Origin of the sequence: Providencia sp. PROV033, from assembly GCF_028484855.1 — a bacterium.
Lineage (GTDB): Bacteria > Pseudomonadota > Gammaproteobacteria > Enterobacterales > Enterobacteriaceae > Providencia > Providencia alcalifaciens.
In genome coordinates, this window is the sequence record NZ_JAMPSW010000003.1 from 12,885 (window position 1) to 31,727 (window position 18,843).

Sequence of the window (18,843 nt, forward strand, 5' to 3'; positions counted from 1 at the left end):
TTTCGAACCTCAGTGCTGTTTATTGTTAACTAGTTACTTAGTTGACTAAGTTTTTATTTATATTTTGAAAGACAAGGTAAAATTGTTTATCAGTCGTTTTATTGTGTTTGTTGTTTTTAGAATAAATATTGGTAAACCAAGTAAGCTGCTAATTTTGATGTGTGGTTATCAATATCAAATTCAGGGTTACATTCAGCGATATCAAATAGCGTAATCTTGCCGCTAGATTTGATGACGTTAAACAATTCATCAAATGTTTCAGTGGAAATGCCTCTGGCGGCAGGCGCGCTGACTCCCGGAGCTATACCGGCAGAAAATACGTCCAGGTCCACAGTGACATACAGGAAATCCACTGAATTTATAAATTGCTTAATTTTTTCAATAGCATGTGGCAATAAACTCGGAGTTAATGCTTTATCACGAATGTAGTGACTGCCTAAGCGATCTGCTGTGTCGAATAACACTTTGGTATTACCATGATCGGCAATACCTAAGCATAAGTAATTGAAAGGGCGCTGATGTTTGGCACACAGTTGTGATGATTGTAAAAAGGGTGTACCAGAGGTGGCTTCGTCAGCTTCACGTAAATCAAAGTGCGCATCAAAGTTTATGATCCCAATGGTTTTTTCCGGGTGATGTTTGTGAATATAATCAAAAACACCTTGGAAACTGGCAAAGCCCACTTCATGCCCACCACCTAACACAATCGGTTTTTGTTGTTGTTCTAGAATGGAAATGATCTCATCGGATAAGCGGCGTTGAGCGATTTCTAAATTGCCATCATCACAGCTAACCGTCCCTGCATCACGAATGGCGAGCGGCTGGTGGATAGGCAGACCTGCAAGTTGACGGCGAATAGCATCCGGCCCCATTTTAGCCCCTAGGCGACCTTTATTACGACGAACACCTTCGTCCGAAGCAAAGCCTAGAATGGCAAACTCAGCAGGTGAGCATTGGTTGATGACTTGGTGGATCCGCAAATGTTCAGGTGTTTCACCATCAGTACGACCTTGCCATTGAAAAGGTTGTGTCATAGTTACTCCAAGTTAATCAGTTTTGTTATATTTTGTGCTGTTTGGCATGTCGCTTTGATGAGCTCATCGACGCGATTAATTGCCCGAAATTCAGGTGCCATCACTGAGACGACAGCTAAAATATCATTCCCTTTGAACACGGGGGCTGAAGCGCCAAAAACGCCTGCGTCAATTTCACCAACGGAGATGCCATAACCCTGTTGGCGAATTTGCACCAAATCCTGTTTTAATTTTTGCAAATAGTTATCTTTGTGTAGCTGTTTTGCGTGGGTTTCAAAGACCAATTCTTGGTATTGTTCATCTCTGTACGCTAAGAGGGTTTTGGCACTCGCGCCTCGGATTACTGTATTACCGTGCCCCACAATGAAAGAGCAGCGTACGGCTTGTTCACTATCAATTTTATCGACACAAATGGTTTCCCGTAGATTAGCGGTAATAATTGCCGCGGTTTCTTGGGTCTTTTTCGCTAATGCGTGAAGCTCCGATTTTGACGAAGTCATCAATAAACTATGGTGATAGTATTTTTCTTGGGTTTTGATACTCTGCGCACCGACGGTATAAGTGCCATACTGTTTAGAGTAAGTCACGAATTCCCAATTTATGAGAATAGTTAAAAGTCGATAAACTGTTGAGATTGGAATATCAAGCTCTTTAGAAATAGTTTGTGGTGTGACGGGAGATGCACAAGTTGTGACAAACGATAAGATATCTAGTGTTCGATTAATACTGTTCATGGCATCTCCTTTTTCTCGAACTTAGCAGTAAAAAAAATCACTAACAAATCACATTCTCATATTATGAGAATAATATTATTGTAATTGAATTAAATTTCTAGATTTGTGGACTGAAATTGAGAATGTGTACGCAAATCATATTCAAACCAGAGTGGCTGTATGAGCGAACAAAAAAAGCGTTATCGAAAAGGCGGGTTTACTTTCAAGCAATTTTTTGTTGCCCATGATCGTTGTGCAATGAAAGTCGGAACGGACGGGGTGTTACTGGGAGCGTGGGCGCCAGTAAGCCCTGCAAAATATGCGTTAGATATTGGTAGTGGAAGTGGTTTAATCGCATTAATGTTGGCTCAGCGTAACACTCAGTTGCATATTGATGCCGTTGAACTTGATGCGGATGCCGCTTCGCAGGCCCATGAAAATTTTAATGCATCGCCATGGTCTGATCGATTGCAGGTATTTCATCAGGATATTATTACGTTTAGTGAACAGCCTCATCGGCAATATGATTTAATTGTCAGCAATCCACCTTACTTTGAACCCGCAGTGGCGTGTCGAGATGAACAGCGGGATCAAGCGCGCTATACCCGCACACTTAATCATCAAGTGTTACTAGATAGCGCCAAGCGTTGTCTAGCGCCTGAAGGTATTTTTTGCTTAGTTTTGCCTTATGATGTTGGGGAGAAGGTTGAGGACATGGCGCTCACGAGTGGTTGGAGTTTAGCTTATCGTGTGCAGGTTCAAGATAAATTGCATACTCCATATCATCGTATGTTATTAGGGTTGGCACAGAAGGAGATGGAGACCGAGATTTCATCTTTGACGCTGAAACAGCAAGAGGGGAGTTATACCAATGAGTTTATTGCCTTGATTCAGCCTTTCTACCTTAAATATTAAAAGCTTATCAGTGATTGACTCACCGATAAGCTTTTGATGAATCACGACAATATTATCGCGTTAGAATAGTTGGACCGGATTCAGATAAAAGCTCTGGATAATCTAACGTGTAGTGAAGGCCTCGGCTTTCTTTACGTTCAAGGGCACAACGCACCATTAATTCTGCGACTTGTACTAAATTTCGTAGCTCTAACAAATTGTTGGAAATTCGGAAATTAGCATAGTAATCATTAATTTCTTGCTGAAGTAAGTGAATACGACGCAAGGCGCGTTCTAGGCGTTTTGTTGTGCGAACGATCCCCATGTAATCCCACATAAACAAGCGTAATTCATGCCAATTATGCTGAATGATAACTTGTTCATCAGAATTATGAACTCGGCTCTCATCCCATTCTGGTAGGTGAGAAACGGCAGGGATTGCATCGATTGTTTTGATGATGTTTTCCGCCGCTGCCCATCCATACACAAGGCATTCGAGTAGCGAGTTAGATGCCATGCGATTAGCACCGTGTAGTCCGGTATAACTCACTTCACCGATAGCATATAAATTAGGAATATCGGTCATGCCAGTCGAGTCAACGACTACACCGCCACAGGTATAATGTGCTGCGGGAACGATCGGGATCGGTTCTTGGGTTAAGTCTAACCCTAATGTCAGTAATTTGGCGTAAATCGTAGGGAAGTGATTTTTAATAAAATCCGGTGATTTATGGCTGATATCCAAATACATACAGTCAGCGCCGAGGCGCTTCATTTCATGGTCAATGGCTCTAGCTACAATATCCCGTGGCGCTAATTCACCACGCTCATCATAGTCGGGCATAAAGCGGCTACCATCGGGGCGTTTTAGGTAAGCCCCTTCGCCTCGTAGTGCTTCGGTGAGTAAAAAATTACGTGCTTGGGGGTGGAATAAACACGTTGGATGAAATTGGTTAAATTCCAAGTTAGCGACTCGACAGCCCGCTCGCCATGCCATCGCAATGCCATCACCAGATGAAATATCGGGATTGGTGGTATATTGATAGACTTTGGCTGCACCGCCTGTGGCTAAGACAACCGTTTTGGCCCGAATCGTTTCGACCTGCTCTTTTTGACGGTTCCAAACATAGGCGCCAACAATGCGCGAGTGAGTTGCTTTTTGTGCTTTGTCTTCGAGGATCAAATCAACGGCATTATAACGTTCTTTGATCTGGATATTTGGGTGGTTGAAAGCAAGGTTCACAAGGGTGGTTTCAACTTCTTTTCCCGTTGCATCTGCGTGGTGCAGAATACGACGATGACTGTGTCCACCTTCTCGAGTGAGATGATACTGGGTTTCTCCCGTTTCGTTGACCTCGGTATCGAAAAGTACGCCTTGGTCAATCAGCCATTGAACACAATGCTTCGCGTTTGAGGCAATGAATTCCACTGCGCTTCGTTCACAAATCCCAGCGCCTGCGATGAGGGTATCATCAACATGGGATTCGATGCTGTCTGTATCATCAAAAACAGCGGCAATTCCGCCTTGAGCGTAATAGGAAGCACCTTCATTGAGTGTGCTTTTGCTGAGAATCGTCACTTGATGAAAGGGTGCTAGCCGGAGTGCGGCTGATAATCCTGCGACACCACTTCCAATGATTAAAATATCAGTGTCATGCTGTGTGGATGTGTTCATAAGTATTTGCGTATTGTGTTTCTATAGAGAATTTTATGTTAGCCTATCGAGCTGCCTCTGACTATGCATTAATCCACATTTAGCGTCATCGGCGAGCGCGATAATTTAGCGGTGCGTTGTTTGACTATTTTGCTAAAAAATATTTTGTTAGAGAAATCATAGCGAGCTAAATGATAGATGATTATACGAATGAATAAATGCCATGTATTCGTGCCGCATATATGCCTGTTTTGTGTATACTATTAGGTAGTGCTCACAAGGATCGATGGGATCGATTAAGAAACTTAGATCTCATTTTTTGGAATTATTTTCGGTTTTTTTCGGAATAAATTGAACTTCATCAGTTTTTATTACTCGAAGTTAGGCTTGCTTAAGGAAGGGAGAAGATGAACAAGCTAAGTCATTATCAATCTGTGTTCAGGAGATGGATCCTGGAATGAGCGAGCAGCTGACAGACCAAATCTTGGTTGAGAAAGTACAAAAAGGCGACCAACAAGCTTTCAACTTACTGGTAATTAAATACCAGCATAAAGTTGCAAGTCTCGTTTCTCGTTATGTACCACAAGCAGATGTGCCTGATGTCGCGCAAGAGTCATTTATTAAGGCTTATCGTGCAATAGGTTCGTTTCGTGGCGACAGTGCTTTTTATACTTGGCTTTATCGAATTGCTGTCAATACGGCAAAGAACTATTTAGTCGCTCAAGACCGGCGTCCTCCCGCGTCAGATCTTGAAGCTAGTGACGCAGAAAACTTCGAATCAGCCGGTGCATTGAAAGAAATTTCGAACCCAGAGAACTTAATGTTGTCTGATGAATTAAAGCGAGTTGTTTTCCGTACCATTGAGTCACTGCCAGAGGATCTCCGAATGGCAATTACATTACGAGAACTTGATGGTTTAAGTTATGAAGAGATAGCTGAAGTGATGGATTGCCCTGTAGGCACAGTCCGATCACGGATCTTCAGGGCGAGGGAAGCAATTGATGAAAAAGTTCAGCCGTTGATCCAACAGCATTAATTGGTTGGATCGCGAGTTACCATTTAACTGTGAGCAATTAACTGAAGGTAATTGGGCATGCAAAGAGAGAAACTTTCCGCAATGATGGATGGTGAAGCTCTAGATTTAGAACTCATTAATACCATTTCATGTGATTCAACGTTAAAGCAACGTTGGGAGAGCTATCATCTTGTTCGTGATACTCTGCGCAATGATACTGGCGATGTTATTCATTTTGATATTGCTAGTAAAGTTGCGGCAGCGCTAGAAAATGAAGCGGTGCGAATTAGTCCTCAGGCAGTTGTTGAGTCACAGCCAGAACCAGCAAGCTGGAGTGGCTTCCCGTTTTGGAACAAAATTCGTCCATGGGCAAGCCAAATTACACAAATTGGCGTAGCAGCATGTGTGTCACTCGCGGTGATTGTGGGTGTTCAACAATACAATCAAAGTAATAGTGTTGATTCTACTGTGGATGATCCCGTATTCAATACCGTTCCCGTTGGACGTGGTGCGCCAGTGAGTTTAAATATTTCAGATAGCCAATTGTTTGGCACTGAACAGCAAACTCAACAAATTGAACAACAAAATCAACGTATCAATGCCATGCTACAACAGTATGAAATTGAAAGACGTTCGATGCTGAATCAACAGCTTCACGACAGTGATAAAAATAGCGCATCAGCTGGAGTTAAACAGCAATAATGAACAAATGGTTATCCGTCATCTGCCTGACGGGCAGCCTGATTATATCTAATCAAGCGTCGGCATCATCTACGGATGCCGATGTTCTTTTTAAAGAAATGGGAACGGCTGCCCAGAACTTGTCATATGAAATGTCTTTCATGACACTAAGTCCACAAAATATCGTCCCTGTTCGCTATCGTCATGCGATTCTCAATGGTATTCCTGTTTCTCAAATGATCCAAATGGATTCATCTCGACGAGAAATTGTGCAAAATGGCAATCGAATTAGCTATTTTGAACCTGGATTTGATGCATTTAGCCTCAATGGTGAACACATCATCGATAATTTGCCAACGGTTATTTTTGCTGATTATCAAAAAATTCAGCCGTATTATAATTTTATTGATGCTGGTCGTACCCATATTGGCGATAAACCTGCATTAGTGATCCGTATCATTTCAAAAGATAATTCCCGATTCAATTATGTGCTATTAATCGATGAAGAAACTAAATTGCCACTGCGTGTTGATTTATTGGATAATAATAATCAAACGTTGGAGCAGTTTCGGGTCATTTCGACGGTATTAGACAGCAAGAATGTACAAGACTCATTGAAATCTCTGAGCAATGTGAATCTCCCACCATTATTATTATCACCGAAGAATGAAAACCCAGCGTTTAAATGGCAAGTGGGCATGTTACCACCAGGATTTGAGGAAGTTTCACGTTCGACGGGAAAACTGAATAAAGATGATATTGTAGAAACCGCGATGTTTAGTGACGGTTTATTTACATTTTCGGTCAATGTGACAAAAGCGTCGAAAGGTCCTTTACTTGATCAGCCATTGCAAAATGGTCGTCGCACAATTTACACCATGACTCAAAAGCAAAATGTGATTACGATAATAGGTGAGCTGCCGCTGCCAACATCACAGTTAATTGCGAGTAGCATTCAGTTTCGGGAGTAAATCATGGTAAAAGAATGGGCAACAGTGGTTAGGTGGCAAAAGGGGCGAGCATTATTGCGTTATGGTTCGTCTGCTGGTTGTGGAAGTTGCAGTGCTCGCGCAGCCTGTGGCTCTTATGCCTTAAATAAAATCGGACCTAACACAGAGCATGAGTTGGAAATTGACGTTGAGCAGCCATTAGTCGTGGGGCAAAAAATTGAAGTTGGTATTCCTGAGGGAAGCTTACTTCGCTCAGCAATGCTAGTCTATTTAACGCCATTAATCGGACTATTTTTATTTGCTGCATTGGCTCAATCAGCTCAGTTAGAGCAAGTTTGGGTTGCTCTAACTGGTATTTTAGGCGGTTTTGTTGGCTTTTTTACGGCAAGAAAAGTGGCTTCTCGCTGGCGAAATAAAATCGACTTTGAGCCTATCGTGTTACAAATAGGACTGCCTCCTGGGGAAATCAGCGTTCAAGCACATTGTTGAATGTCACTGTATACCTTAATCGCCTGTAGTTATGCTTTTCACTACAGGCGATTTTGTTTTTAGTCGTTCAAAATGAAAAAAAACGAAATAAGTAACTTATTAAACTTTGGCAAGTTTACAGTTGTTTTACATTGAATCTTTGTGTTAGTGGGTTCTTGTATGTAAAATGCTGCTAATTAGCAATCTTGTGATAATCATAGCATTTTAGTTTTGTAGCGAAATTTGCTCAAAACTGATTTTGTAAGGCAATTTAAAAGAAGATATTACCTTGAAAATCAAAAACATCAGAAACTTTTCGATCATTGCACATATCGACCATGGAAAATCCACATTATCGGATCGTATTATTCAAATCTGTGGTGGTTTAACTGACCGTGAAATGGCGGCTCAGGTTTTAGACTCTATGGATCTGGAACGTGAACGTGGTATTACCATTAAAGCGCAAAGCGTTACGCTCGACTATAAAGCTTCAGATGGTGAAACCTACCAACTGAACTTTATCGATACCCCTGGACACGTAGACTTCTCCTATGAAGTATCCCGCTCATTGGCGGCGTGTGAAGGCGCATTATTAGTTGTGGATGCTGGCCAAGGGGTTGAGGCTCAAACTCTAGCAAACTGCTATACCGCTATTGAGATGGATCTGGAAGTGGTTCCGATCCTTAACAAAATTGACTTACCAGCCGCTGATCCAGAGCGCGTAGCTGAAGAGATTGAAGACATTGTGGGTCTTGATGCCCATGATGCCGTTCGTTGTTCTGCGAAAACCGGTATCGGTGTTCAAGATGTTATCGAACGTTTAGTGAAAGAAATTCCACCGCCAGAAGGTGATGGAGATGCCCCTTTACAAGCGCTGATTATCGACTCTTGGTTCGATAACTATTTAGGCGTTGTTTCTCTGATCCGTATTAAAAACGGAACATTGAAAAAAGGCGATAAAGTAAAAGTCATGAGTACAGGAAATGTCTACAACGCGGATCGCCTTGGTATTTTTACACCAAAACAAGTTGACCGTGATGTACTGAACTGTGGCGAAGTAGGCTGGTTAGTGTGTGCAATTAAAGATATCACTGGCGCACCTGTCGGGGATACTTTAACGGGAGCTCGTAACCCAGCAGATAAAGCATTACCTGGCTTTAAAAAAGTAAAACCTCAGGTATATGCGGGTTTGTTCCCGGTCAGTTCTGACGATTATGAAGCTTTCCGTGATGCATTAGGTAAATTAAGCCTGAATGACGCCTCTCTGTTTTATGAGCCAGAAACATCAACGGCATTAGGATTTGGTTTCCGCTGTGGTTTCCTTGGCTTACTGCACATGGAAATCATTCAAGAACGTTTAGAGCGTGAATACGATCTTGATCTGATCACGACGGCACCAACGGTAGTGTATGAAGTTCAGCAAACTAATGGTGAAGTGGTTTATGTGGATAGCCCATCAAAATTACCGCCGCTGAATAACATTGAAGAGTTAAGAGAGCCGATCGCTGAGTGTCACATGCTAATGCCTAAAGAGTATTTAGGTAACGTTATCACTCTGTGTATTGAAAAACGTGGTGTACAAACCAACATGGTTTATCACGGTAATCAGGTCTCATTGACGTATGAAATCCCAATGTCAGAAGTGGTGCTGGATTTCTTCGATCGCTTAAAATCGACATCCCGTGGTTATGCATCATTGGATTATTCATTCAAACGTTTCCAAACATCAGATATGGTGCGTGTAGATGTTTTAATCAATAACGAACGTGTGGACGCATTAGCTCTGATCACTCACCGTGGTAACTCTCAGTATCGCGGACGTGAACTGGTGGAAAAAATGAAAGAGCTGATTCCACGTCAACAGTTTGATATTGCAATTCAAGCGGCAATCGGTAACCACATTATTGCTCGTTCTACAGTGAAACAGCTGCGCAAAAACGTTCTTGCCAAATGTTATGGCGGTGACGTTAGCCGTAAGAAGAAACTGTTACAGAAGCAAAAGGATGGTAAGAAACGTATGAAGCAAGTGGGTAACGTTGAACTCCCACAGGAAGCGTTCCTTGCTATATTGCACGTAGGTAAAGACAGCTAAGTTTACAAGGAGTCTTAATGGCTAACACGTTTGCCCTGATCCTCACACTCGCTACGCTGGTGACGGGGATTATTTGGTGCTTAGATAAATTTAAGTTTGCGCCTGCACGTAAGGCGAAACTTAAAAAATTGCGGGAAGTAACAAACGGCTCAATGAACGAGGATGAACTGGCGAAAGCGGTTCGTCGTCCATCGTGGCTGGAAACAGGAACCTCAATTTTTCCTGTGTTAGCCATTGTTTTGATTGTTCGTTCATTTATTTATGAACCGTTCCAGATCCCATCAGGTTCGATGATGCCAACATTATTAGTTGGTGATTTTATGTTGGTTGAAAAGTTTTCATATGGATTAAAAGATCCAATAACACAAACCACATTAATCGAAACTGGTAAGCCTAATCGCGGGGATATTGCGGTATTTAAATATCCGAAAGAGCCAAATGTTGACTTCGTAAAACGCGTAATTGGTTTACCTGGCGATAAAATTATTTATAACCCAGAAGCGAAAGAATTAACCATTTATCCAAACTGTGCAGATAATCAATGTACTGAAAAATTGCCCGTCACATATGGTCCATTAGAGCCAAGTGAGTGGACAATGGTTTTTGAAAATAGCTCTGTGGTAGATAACCAATATGGTAATTATCAGATTCCAGTAGACCAAGCATTACCGAGTAATTCATTGCGCCAGTATGGTCGCAGTGAGCAGTTAGATACCGTCACGCATCAAATACTGACGATTAATAACTACATTACTCAATCAAAATATGTGCAACCAGGTTTACCACTTAATGAGTGGATAGTGCCTGAAAAACACTATTTTATGATGGGCGATAATAGAGACAATAGTTCAGATAGCCGTATGTGGGGCTTTGTTCCTGAACAAAACTTAGTTGGTCGTGCTGTATTTATCTGGTTAAGTTTAGATAAACAAGAAAACGAATGGCCAACAGGCATTCGCTTTAGCCGAATTGGTCCTCTATAATTCATTTCAGACAATGCGGGTTTTCATGAGAAAACTCGCATTATCATAAAGCATTATTATTTTACCCAGTGTACAATAATGTTGCTTTAAACATTATTGACTTCCTATTTATTAATTATCCTCGTTAAATTCCGATAACTCATCGAAGTTATTTCTCGAATATCAATTAATTATGAGTGATGGTTGACGGGAGTCAGTGCAAACGCAACAGTTTTGTAAAATAGCTGATTTTACAGGTCTGTTGCGTGTGCTTTTTTATTAAACGTAGAATGGTTGGGCGCACATGAACCCCTCTTTGTTAGAAAAATTACAGCGTAAGCTTGGATATACGTTCAAGCAAAATGATTTATTAATTCAGGCATTAACTCACAGAAGTGCAAGTAGCAAACATAATGAAAGACTGGAATTTCTAGGTGATTCAATTCTCAGTTTTGTGATTGCTAATGACCTCTATCATCGTTTCCCAAAAGTGGACGAGGGTGATATGAGTCGCATGCGTGCAACGTTAGTGCGTGGAAATACACTGGCTGAAATAGCTCGTGAGTTTGAGCTCGGTGAATGTTTACGTTTAGGGCCGGGTGAATTAAAAAGCGGTGGCTTCCGCCGTGAATCTATCTTAGCAGATACTGTTGAAGCCTTAATTGGCGGAATTTTTCTTGATAGTGATATCCAAACTATCGAAAAAATCATTCTCGCATGGTACAAAGCGAGATTGGATGAAATTAGTCCGGGTGATAAGCAAAAAGACCCGAAAACGCGGCTACAAGAATATTTGCAAGGGCGTCATCTTCCATTACCGAACTATTTAGTGGTGCTTGTGAAGGGAGAAGCTCATGATCAAGAATTTACGATCCACTGCCAAGTCAGTGGCATTGAAGAACCGATTCATGGCATCGGTTCAAGCCGTCGTAAAGCGGAGCAAGCCGCAGCAGAGCAAGCATTGAAAATCTTGGAGATTGAATGAGTGAATTACAATCCCACTGTGGTTTTGTTGCCATAGTTGGACGACCAAATGTTGGGAAATCAACATTGTTAAACCAGTTGCTGGGGCAAAAAGTCTCGATTACCTCGAGAAAGCCACAGACAACTCGTCACCGTATTATGGGGATCCATACAGAAGATAATTATCAAATTATCTATGTTGATACCCCAGGTCTTCATATTGAAGAAAAAAGAGCGATTAACCGTTTGATGAACCGTGCAGCATCCAGCTCTATTGGTGATGTTGAATTAATTATTTTCGTGGTTGAAGGTACCCACTGGACACCTGATGATGAAATGGTGCTCAATAAGTTATCAAGTTTGCGTTGCCCTGTTATCTTGGCAATCAATAAAATTGATAATGTAGTTGATAAGACCAGTTTATTACCGCATATCGGCATGATCAGCCAAAAAATGAATTTCTTGGATGTGGTGCCAATTAGTGCTGAAAAAGGCACTGGCGTTGATACTATCGCGAAGATTGTGAAACAGCATATTCCTGAAGCTATCCATCACTTCCCTGAAGACTATATTACAGATCGCTCTCAGCGCTTTATGGCGTCTGAAATTATTCGTGAAAAACTGATGCGTTTCTTAGGTGACGAATTGCCATACTCTGTGACTGTCGAAATTGAGCAGTTTAAAGTTATGGATAAAGGCGGCTACCATATCAACGGCTTAATTTTGGTTGAGCGCGAAGGTCAGAAAAAAATGGTTATCGGTAATAAAGGAAGCAAGCTGAAAACCATTGGAACAGAAGCTCGTATTGATATGGAGCGTCTGTTTGAAACCAAAGTGCATTTAGAGCTTTGGGTCAAAGTAAAATCCGGCTGGGCAGATGATGAAAGAGCACTGCGCAGTCTGGGCTATGTTGACGATTTAAAATAATCGGTGACACCGTGAGTGGTTGGCAGCGTGCGTTTGTACTCCATTCTCGTCCTTACAGTGAAACAAGTCTATTAATCGACTTTTTCACTGAAGGGGAAGGGAAAATACGTTTGCTAGCAAAAGGTGCAAGACGTAACCGCTCACCATTAAGAGGCTGCTTGCAGCCTTTTACACCTCTACTAATCCGTTGGAGTGGTAAAGGTGAAATCAAAACCCTCATCAGTGCGGATCCCGTCTCTCTCGCTCTTCCTCTAAGTGGTACTGTCTTATACAGCGGTTTATACCTTAACGAACTCACAGCGCGTGTCATTGAGTTTGGGACACCATACTCTGCCTTATTTTTTGATTACCTCCAGTGTTTACAAATTTTAGCGGGGAGTGAACGCACTCCGGAGTCTGCTTTACGCCAATTTGAGCTCGCTTTATTATCTTATCTGGGCTACGGCGTTGATTTTTTACATTGTGCTGGTAGTGGTGAACCTGTTTCTGATGCAATGACCTATCGTTACCGAGAAGAAAAAGGTTTCATTGGCAGCTTGGTGATTGACCAACTCACATTTACAGGCAAACAATTAAAAGCGTTAGCAGAACGTGAATTCCCTGATGCCGATACGTTAAAAGCGGCTAAACGTTTTACTCGTATAGCATTAAAACCCTATCTGGGGGGGAAGCCCCTTAAAAGTCGTGAACTCTTCCGTCAATTTATTATTCCTTCGGCAAATATAGCCAAGTCTTAGTTATTTTTATTTGATAACGCTGTTTTCCTTTGTTGTATCCGTAACCTCACGAGTAATCCAATTCAATTTATAGCTATGTCCATTTTCTTCGAAGCGCTTCCCAAAAAGTGAATGTAATTGATGAAAATCAGGTATTAAGTTGGAATCGGTGGTGAAGAACGAGAGATTTTTTCCCTCAACGCGATAAATTGCAGTAGGATATGGCGGATACGAAATAAGTGACTGTTTATTCATAGGGAGTTAAACATGGCTGAGCTGTTATTGGGCGTTAACATTGACCACATTGCAACAGTTAGAAATGCAAGAGGAACACAATACCCTGATCCTGTTCAAGCGGCGTTTGTTGCTGAGCAAGCTGGAGCTGATGGGATCACGATTCATTTACGTGAAGACCGTCGTCATATTACTGATAGAGATGTTGAACTGCTTAATAAGACCATTCAAACACGAATGAATCTCGAAATGGCTGTCACGGAAGAGATGATTAAGATTGCTTGCCATATTCAACCAGCGTATTGCTGCTTGGTTCCTGAAAAACGTGAAGAAGTCACCACTGAAGGTGGTCTTGATGTGGCAGGGCAAAAAGAAAAAGTGGCTGCGGCAGTAAAACGTCTAACCGATGCTGGCATTTTAGTCTCTTTATTTATTGATGCAGACCATAAGCAAATTGATGCGGCACAAGAGTGTGGAGCGCCATTTATTGAAATCCATACTGGGGCTTATGCAGACGCTAAAACTGAACAAGAGCAGGAACTTGAGTTCCGTCGTATTCGCGATGGCGTAAGTTATGCGGCAGGCAAAGGTATTAAAGTGAATGCAGGGCATGGGTTGACCTATCATAATGTTCAGCGAATTGCTGCACTTCCCGAAATTTATGAGTTAAATATTGGGCATGCAATTATTGGTCGTGCGCTATTTAGTGGATTATCCCAAGCGGTGTCGGATATGAAAAACTTATTGATAGAAGCGCGAAAATAATGGCTATTGTAGGTTTAGGAACAGATATTGTTGAAATTACACGTATTGAATCGGTTATTGAGCGCTCCGCGGATAGCTTAGCGAAACGAATTTTAACGGAATATGAATACACGCAGTATCAGCAACAAACTAAGCCTGCGCGTTTTCTCGCTAAACGATTTGCAGTGAAAGAAGCCGCGGCTAAGGCGTTAGGTACGGGGATCCGTAATGGTTTGGCTTTTAATCAGTTTGAAGTTACAAACGATGAGCTAGGCAAACCGTTACTTTCACTGAGCGGTGAAGCGTTAAAACTAGCCAATAACTTAAAAGCCACACATTTTCATGTTTCGATTACAGATGAACGGCACTATGCGGCTGCAACGGTGATTATTGAAAGTCTGTAGTCATTATTCATTGCCGACTTATTTTTGGTCGGCAATGAGTCAATGAAATAGTACTCAATGAAAGAATACTTCAATGGATGGGGTTTTTAGTAAAACAAAATTGAATAGCGCAGAGCTCAGCCACGTCGTTTTAACAAACTTATTTAGCGTATTTGTGAAATTAGATTTTATCGGCGTGATGGATCATGACAAATTTATCCCAAAGCTGTTCTTGGGACTCAATATGTTCGGGATCAGTGATAATCGTATTAGTGATGGGACAAACTGACTGGCAAGTGGGTTTATCGTAGTGCCCAACGCATTCAGTACATAGGTTAGAATCTATTTCATAGATCTCCGCCCCCATGAAGATTGCATCATTTGGGCATTCGGGTTCACACATATCGCAGTTAATGCATTTTTTAGTAATTAATAGTGCCATTTCAATTAGTTATATCAGATTCAAACCAGTAGTATACGTTTTCGAACGCCATTTTACACTGAAGTAAATCAATTAGACACTGAATTGTGGTTAAGAAAATTGAACTTACGATAAAGAAATGCTCCCAAGAATAAGACGTAAAAAGGCAGCAGCAAGTTGTTCATCAAAAATAATTAAGATTAGAATTTTTTATATATAAATAAAATAAGGACTTTAAAAGCCCTTATTTGGGAAAACCACAAATATTAAATTAATAAGTGATTAAGTTGTAAATAAACCAGTTTTTAGTTTTATCTGACTGAGTATAGAAATGCAGTACGCCATTAATGATAAAGAAGGTCGCTGACTTAATAGAGTCTTCGATGGAGAACTCTTCAGAATACATTAATTGTATACTTGCGTTATCTGCTATTTGATACACATCGATAACTTTTTCATCGAGGTTATAACCGTATAGATACTGTTTGTTTTGAGCTGAATCGTAGAAAGCTTGGATGTTTTGTAGGTAAGTCTTTAATTTACCTTTTTGTACAACAACGGTAGGTTCGATTCTTCCCGCATCCGTCATGTTGTAAATCATGTAAGACTTATCTTTTGAATGCCCTAAAAAATAGTTTTTTTTGCCAGCACTGAATGCGAGTGTAGTTGGATAAAACTCTTCAAAGATATTTGTTTGCACGGTTCTTCTAATAAAAGCCATATTTTCCTCTTATTTAAATTATGAAAACTTAATTGCGTGTTAATCATATTTAACGAAAGAGCGGTTTAAAATAATGTTAATTATTAGTTTGTTTTATATATTCAAATGATTTAAAAATTAATAAAAGTAGAATATTCACAATAAATCCTAACTGTGATAGTAATAAGAAAAAATTATTAGGAAGTGGCTATGTTTGAGAATCTAGGGGTGTTGAACTTTTGGACCTATTTGGCGGGCTTGGTGTTGATCATTATAGTTCCGGGTCCAAATTCGTTGTATGTCTTAAAATCAAGTACTTCGCACGGGACTAAAGCTGGCTATCGTGCTGCTATAGGGGTGTTTACTGGGGATGCGATTCTGATTTTTCTTTCATTCATTGGGGTAGCCTCGGTAATCAAAGCTTCTCCAACCTTATTCATGATCGTGCGGTATCTAGGGGCGGCTTATCTTTTATATTTGGCTGTAAAATTTTGTACGCAACATTTTGGCAGAAGAAAGCGCTATCAGCTGATATGGAACACATTGAAATAAAAAAAGAAAATTACTTCACACGTGCCTTGGTGCTGAGTTTAACAAACCCTAAAGCCATTTTATTCTATATCTCTTTCTTTATTCAATTTATCGATTTTAATTATAGCCATGCTTGGATTCCGTATATGGTCTTGGCGGTTATCTTAGAAACAGTCAGTTTCTTGTATTTAAGCTTATTAATTTTTAGTGGTTATTTAATCGCCCGTTTTTTACGAGAAAAGCAAATTTTAGCAAAACTGGGGAACTGTACGGTAGGCGCATTTTTTATGGGATTTGCTGCAAAACTCGCCATTTTTAGCAATTAGCCATTGATTAATATCCGATTCAATTTGCAGTCACTTTAACATTTCGTAATAATCAACTGTCTGAGTTGAATGAGTGAGAGGTTAGAGTGACACAGTCAGAAATTGATGAATATTGGATGCTTCAAGCCCTTGAGTTAGCAAAAAAAGCTCAAGATGCCGGGGAGATCCCTGTTGGTGCGTTACTCGTCAAAGATAACCAGTTAGTCGCAACGGGTTGGAATCACTCGATTGAAAACCATGATCCAACCGCTCACGCTGAAATTGTCACCTTGAAGCAAGCTGGCACTGCGCTGCAAAACTATCGCCTATTAGACACTACATTGTATGTGACGCTAGAGCCTTGCATTATGTGTGCTGGTGCAATGATACATAGTCGCATTGGGCGGGTCGTGTATGGTGCTAAAGACTTTAAAACCGGAGCATGTGGTTCATTTATCAATATTATGTCACAACCAGGTTTAAACCATTATGTTGAAGTCACAAGCGGTGTTCTTGAAGATGCTTGCTCATCTATGCTCAGCGAATTTTTTAAAATGCGTAGAGCACAGATTAAAGCACTGCGACAACAAGAAAAATTGATGCAAAATCCAGAAGATTAATCCCCTCCAGAAGGCTCGTTATATAGCGCCATTTCATTGTGAATTGCACTTGAACGAGTAGGCTTCGAGAGAATGTATTTTCCTAGGGAGTGGCTAGGTGAGTTTTTACTCTCTTTAGGACCAAATACACCTAAATTTGCAGAGGCTTGTGGTGTGATATCTAATTTTGCAGGCATCACGTACGATGAAAGCTGAGTTTCATTATTCGGAAGTACCACATAAACATGAGATTTCTTGGCAATCTCTAATGTTTTCTGTTTTTTCTCCTGACTCTGTAAATAACCCACTAAACTTTGATGATAACGACGAATGTTTTCTACATAGCGGTAAGCTTCGTGCCCGCGTGCATAGCCGTAAGTCAGTTGAGAATAGTATTTGGGTTGCGTTAACAGGGGTAAATTAGCTTTAACATCCAACCAACGATCAGGGTTACCACCCAGTTTTTGTGTGAGTTTTCGCACGTCCAGCATATGCCCATAGCCCATGTTATAGGCAGCAAGCGTAAACCAAATACGATCATCATCTGCAATCGAGTCTGGTAATCGATTCATAATATAGGCCAAATACGCTGCGCCGCCTTTGATGCTACCCTCAGGATCTAACCTATCTTCAATTCCCATCGTTGTGGCAGTGGGTTTGGTCAGCATCATTATTCCGCGAACACCGGTCGGGGAGGTTGCGAGAGGATCCCAATGGGACTCTTGCCAAGCGATAGCTGCAAGTAGCTTCCAATCGATGGTGTCGACCGTCTCCGCGTACTTTTCAAATAAATGCTGATAGTCAGGTAATTTATTATTAATGGCACTAATAAATGTAATAGTGTCAAAATAATCAAAGGATTCTACATGGCTAAAATGTTTTTCCGTTAAGCGAGCGAGTAGGTCATTTTGATTACTAATATTAAAGAAATCGAGCAGGGCTGCATCTAAGCTATCGTCATACTGACGGCTCATATACCATGTAATGGCATGCTCATCACGCAAGTCAAATGCGACAGCCACTTTGGGGTGAATACGTTGTTGCAAAGAGACCGCAATAGAATCTTCAAGAGTATAATCGATTTCACCTTCTGCAACCATTTCGAGTAATTGGCTTGGCGTATAGTCGGTGCTTTCTTCCCATTTTAGGTTAGGGTATTGCGCTGAAAGTGCTTTTAAAGTGCTGGCGTGAGTACTTCCGGCGATAACCACCAATTTACCTTTCAGGTCATTAAACGTTTTTGGGCGGTTTTTCCCTTTACGGTAAACCAATTGCTGAGTCACGCTTAAATAATTTGGACCTGTTTTCATGGTGTCTAAGCGATCTTTGTTATACAGAAGTCCTGCGACAGCGATATCAGCATCTCTATTGTCGAGGTCGTCAAAAATTTGCTCAATTGTGGGGCGGATAATGATTTTTAGTTTAACACCTAGGTATGTAGCAAAGCCTTGAGCAAGCTCGTAGTCGAAACCTCGGAGCTGACGTTGCTCATCAATATAGATAAGTGGTGAACTTACTGCACTAATACGTAATTCTCCCCGCGCAATAATTTTGTCGATTTGGGGTGTTGGCGTATTTGACCATCGGACATTAAAGCCAATGATCATGGTGGCAAGTAAGGTGATGACCACGATAATAAAATAGTTAACTTTTAGGTTATTCAAATAATTATTTCTCGTGTAAGCACGGGTGCTGTGTTCTATATAGGGACTGTTTAATCATGGTTATAAATCCAGTGGTTTCGTATTTTGCTCTAACTATGACGATCGGTGCAACTAATATTATCGTATTTAGCACATATTAATATTTAACTAATCGCTCTATTTTTAATCACGCAAACGGTTTCGTATTGATGAA

At 40.9% G+C, this 18,843-nt stretch carries 19 protein-coding genes and 1 pseudogene; 14 read left to right on the plus strand and 6 right to left on the minus strand.

Annotated features, from left to right (window positions below):
- Nucleotides 1-116: 116 nt before the first annotated feature.
- Nucleotides 117-1,034, minus strand: coding sequence for a formimidoylglutamase (gene hutG, locus PSF16_RS01240; RefSeq protein ID WP_006658684.1), 918 nt, complete (start codon nt 1,032-1,034; stop codon nt 117-119).
- Nucleotides 1,035-1,036: 2 nt separating this feature from the next.
- Complete coding sequence (locus tag PSF16_RS01245) at nt 1,037-1,768, minus strand: IclR family transcriptional regulator (protein WP_036975011.1); 732 nt, start codon at nt 1,766-1,768, stop codon at nt 1,037-1,039.
- 159 nt (nt 1,769-1,927) lie between these two features.
- Here PSF16_RS01245 and trmN point away from each other — a divergent pair, with 159 nt between their 5' ends.
- A complete protein-coding gene (trmN, locus tag PSF16_RS01250; protein ID WP_006658682.1) occupies nt 1,928-2,662 on the plus strand; it encodes a tRNA(1)(Val) (adenine(37)-N(6))-methyltransferase TrmN in 735 nt (244 codons plus the stop codon).
- Between the two features lie 52 nt (nt 2,663-2,714).
- On the opposite strand, the gene nadB is transcribed toward trmN, so the two are convergent.
- Complete coding sequence (gene nadB / locus PSF16_RS01255; RefSeq protein WP_272688645.1) at nt 2,715-4,316, minus strand: L-aspartate oxidase; 1,602 nt, start codon at nt 4,314-4,316, stop codon at nt 2,715-2,717.
- Between the two features lie 436 nt (nt 4,317-4,752).
- Between nadB and rpoE the strand changes: the two genes are divergently transcribed.
- The 11 genes from rpoE (at nt 4,753) to acpS (ending at nt 14,451) form a co-directional block, all read left to right on the plus strand.
- Nucleotides 4,753-5,331 carry an RNA polymerase sigma factor RpoE gene (gene rpoE, locus PSF16_RS01260; RefSeq protein WP_006661282.1) on the plus strand — a complete coding sequence of 193 codons (579 nt, stop codon included), beginning with the start codon at nt 4,753-4,755 and terminating at the stop codon, nt 5,329-5,331.
- Between the two features lie 57 nt (nt 5,332-5,388).
- The gene (gene rseA, locus PSF16_RS01265) at nt 5,389-6,012 is read left to right on the plus strand and encodes an anti-sigma-E factor RseA (protein WP_006658679.1); all 624 of its coding nucleotides are present in this window, start codon (nt 5,389-5,391) and stop codon (nt 6,010-6,012) included.
- Nucleotides 6,012-6,962 carry a sigma-E factor regulatory protein RseB gene (gene rseB, locus PSF16_RS01270; RefSeq protein ID WP_272688646.1) on the plus strand — a complete coding sequence of 317 codons (951 nt, stop codon included), beginning with the start codon at nt 6,012-6,014 and terminating at the stop codon, nt 6,960-6,962. The genes rseA and rseB overlap by 1 nt, the downstream gene beginning before the upstream one ends.
- A gap of 3 nt (nt 6,963-6,965) precedes the next feature.
- Nucleotides 6,966-7,430, plus strand: coding sequence for a SoxR-reducing system protein RseC (gene rseC, locus PSF16_RS01275; RefSeq protein WP_036963935.1), 465 nt, complete (start codon nt 6,966-6,968; stop codon nt 7,428-7,430).
- 274 nt (nt 7,431-7,704) lie between these two features.
- The gene (gene lepA, locus PSF16_RS01280) at nt 7,705-9,501 is read left to right on the plus strand and encodes a translation elongation factor 4 (protein WP_036963946.1); all 1,797 of its coding nucleotides are present in this window, start codon (nt 7,705-7,707) and stop codon (nt 9,499-9,501) included.
- Nucleotides 9,502-9,518: 17 nt separating this feature from the next.
- Nucleotides 9,519-10,484 (plus strand): signal peptidase I, encoded by a 966-nt coding sequence (gene lepB / locus PSF16_RS01285; RefSeq protein ID WP_006658675.1) that lies wholly within the window; start codon nt 9,519-9,521, stop codon nt 10,482-10,484.
- 283 nt (nt 10,485-10,767) lie between these two features.
- On the plus strand, nt 10,768-11,448 hold the full coding sequence (gene rnc, locus PSF16_RS01290; protein WP_006658674.1) for a ribonuclease III: 681 nt from the start codon (nt 10,768-10,770) through the stop codon (nt 11,446-11,448).
- Nucleotides 11,445-12,353, plus strand: a complete 909-nt coding sequence (era, locus tag PSF16_RS01295; RefSeq protein WP_272688647.1) for a GTPase Era — start codon at nt 11,445-11,447, stop codon at nt 12,351-12,353. The genes rnc and era overlap by 4 nt, the downstream gene beginning before the upstream one ends.
- A gap of 11 nt (nt 12,354-12,364) precedes the next feature.
- The gene (gene recO, locus PSF16_RS01300) at nt 12,365-13,090 is read left to right on the plus strand and encodes a DNA repair protein RecO (protein WP_272688648.1); all 726 of its coding nucleotides are present in this window, start codon (nt 12,365-12,367) and stop codon (nt 13,088-13,090) included.
- Between the two features lie 246 nt (nt 13,091-13,336).
- Nucleotides 13,337-14,068 (plus strand): pyridoxine 5'-phosphate synthase, encoded by a 732-nt coding sequence (pdxJ, locus tag PSF16_RS01305; RefSeq protein WP_006661286.1) that lies wholly within the window; start codon nt 13,337-13,339, stop codon nt 14,066-14,068.
- The gene (gene acpS, locus PSF16_RS01310; RefSeq protein WP_006658669.1) at nt 14,068-14,451 is read left to right on the plus strand and encodes a holo-ACP synthase; all 384 of its coding nucleotides are present in this window, start codon (nt 14,068-14,070) and stop codon (nt 14,449-14,451) included. Before pdxJ ends, acpS begins: the two co-directional genes overlap by 1 nt.
- Nucleotides 14,452-14,611: 160 nt before the next feature.
- Here the strand turns inward: acpS and PSF16_RS01315 are convergent, their stop codons facing one another.
- Together PSF16_RS01315 and PSF16_RS01320 are read right to left on the minus strand one after the other, a co-directional pair.
- Nucleotides 14,612-14,872: a YfhL family 4Fe-4S dicluster ferredoxin gene (locus PSF16_RS01315; RefSeq protein WP_006661288.1), complete on the minus strand. Its 261-nt coding sequence runs from the start codon at nt 14,870-14,872 to the stop codon at nt 14,612-14,614.
- Between the two features lie 250 nt (nt 14,873-15,122).
- Nucleotides 15,123-15,572, minus strand: a complete 450-nt coding sequence (locus tag PSF16_RS01320; RefSeq protein ID WP_006661289.1) for a hypothetical protein — start codon at nt 15,570-15,572, stop codon at nt 15,123-15,125.
- Between the two features lie 189 nt (nt 15,573-15,761).
- Between PSF16_RS01320 and leuE the strand changes: the two are divergent.
- Nucleotides 15,762-16,408, plus strand: a pseudogene (gene leuE / locus PSF16_RS01325) (leucine efflux protein LeuE).
- Between the two features lie 86 nt (nt 16,409-16,494).
- Nucleotides 16,495-17,007 (plus strand): tRNA adenosine(34) deaminase TadA, encoded by a 513-nt coding sequence (gene tadA, locus PSF16_RS01330; protein ID WP_006661290.1) that lies wholly within the window; start codon nt 16,495-16,497, stop codon nt 17,005-17,007.
- On the opposite strand, the gene mltF is transcribed toward tadA, so the two are convergent.
- Nucleotides 17,004-18,650: a membrane-bound lytic murein transglycosylase MltF gene (gene mltF / locus PSF16_RS01335; RefSeq protein ID WP_006661291.1), complete on the minus strand. Its 1,647-nt coding sequence runs from the start codon at nt 18,648-18,650 to the stop codon at nt 17,004-17,006. The two genes, tadA and mltF, sit on opposite strands and share 4 nt — an antisense overlap.
- Between the last annotated feature and the right edge of the window lie 193 nt (nt 18,651-18,843).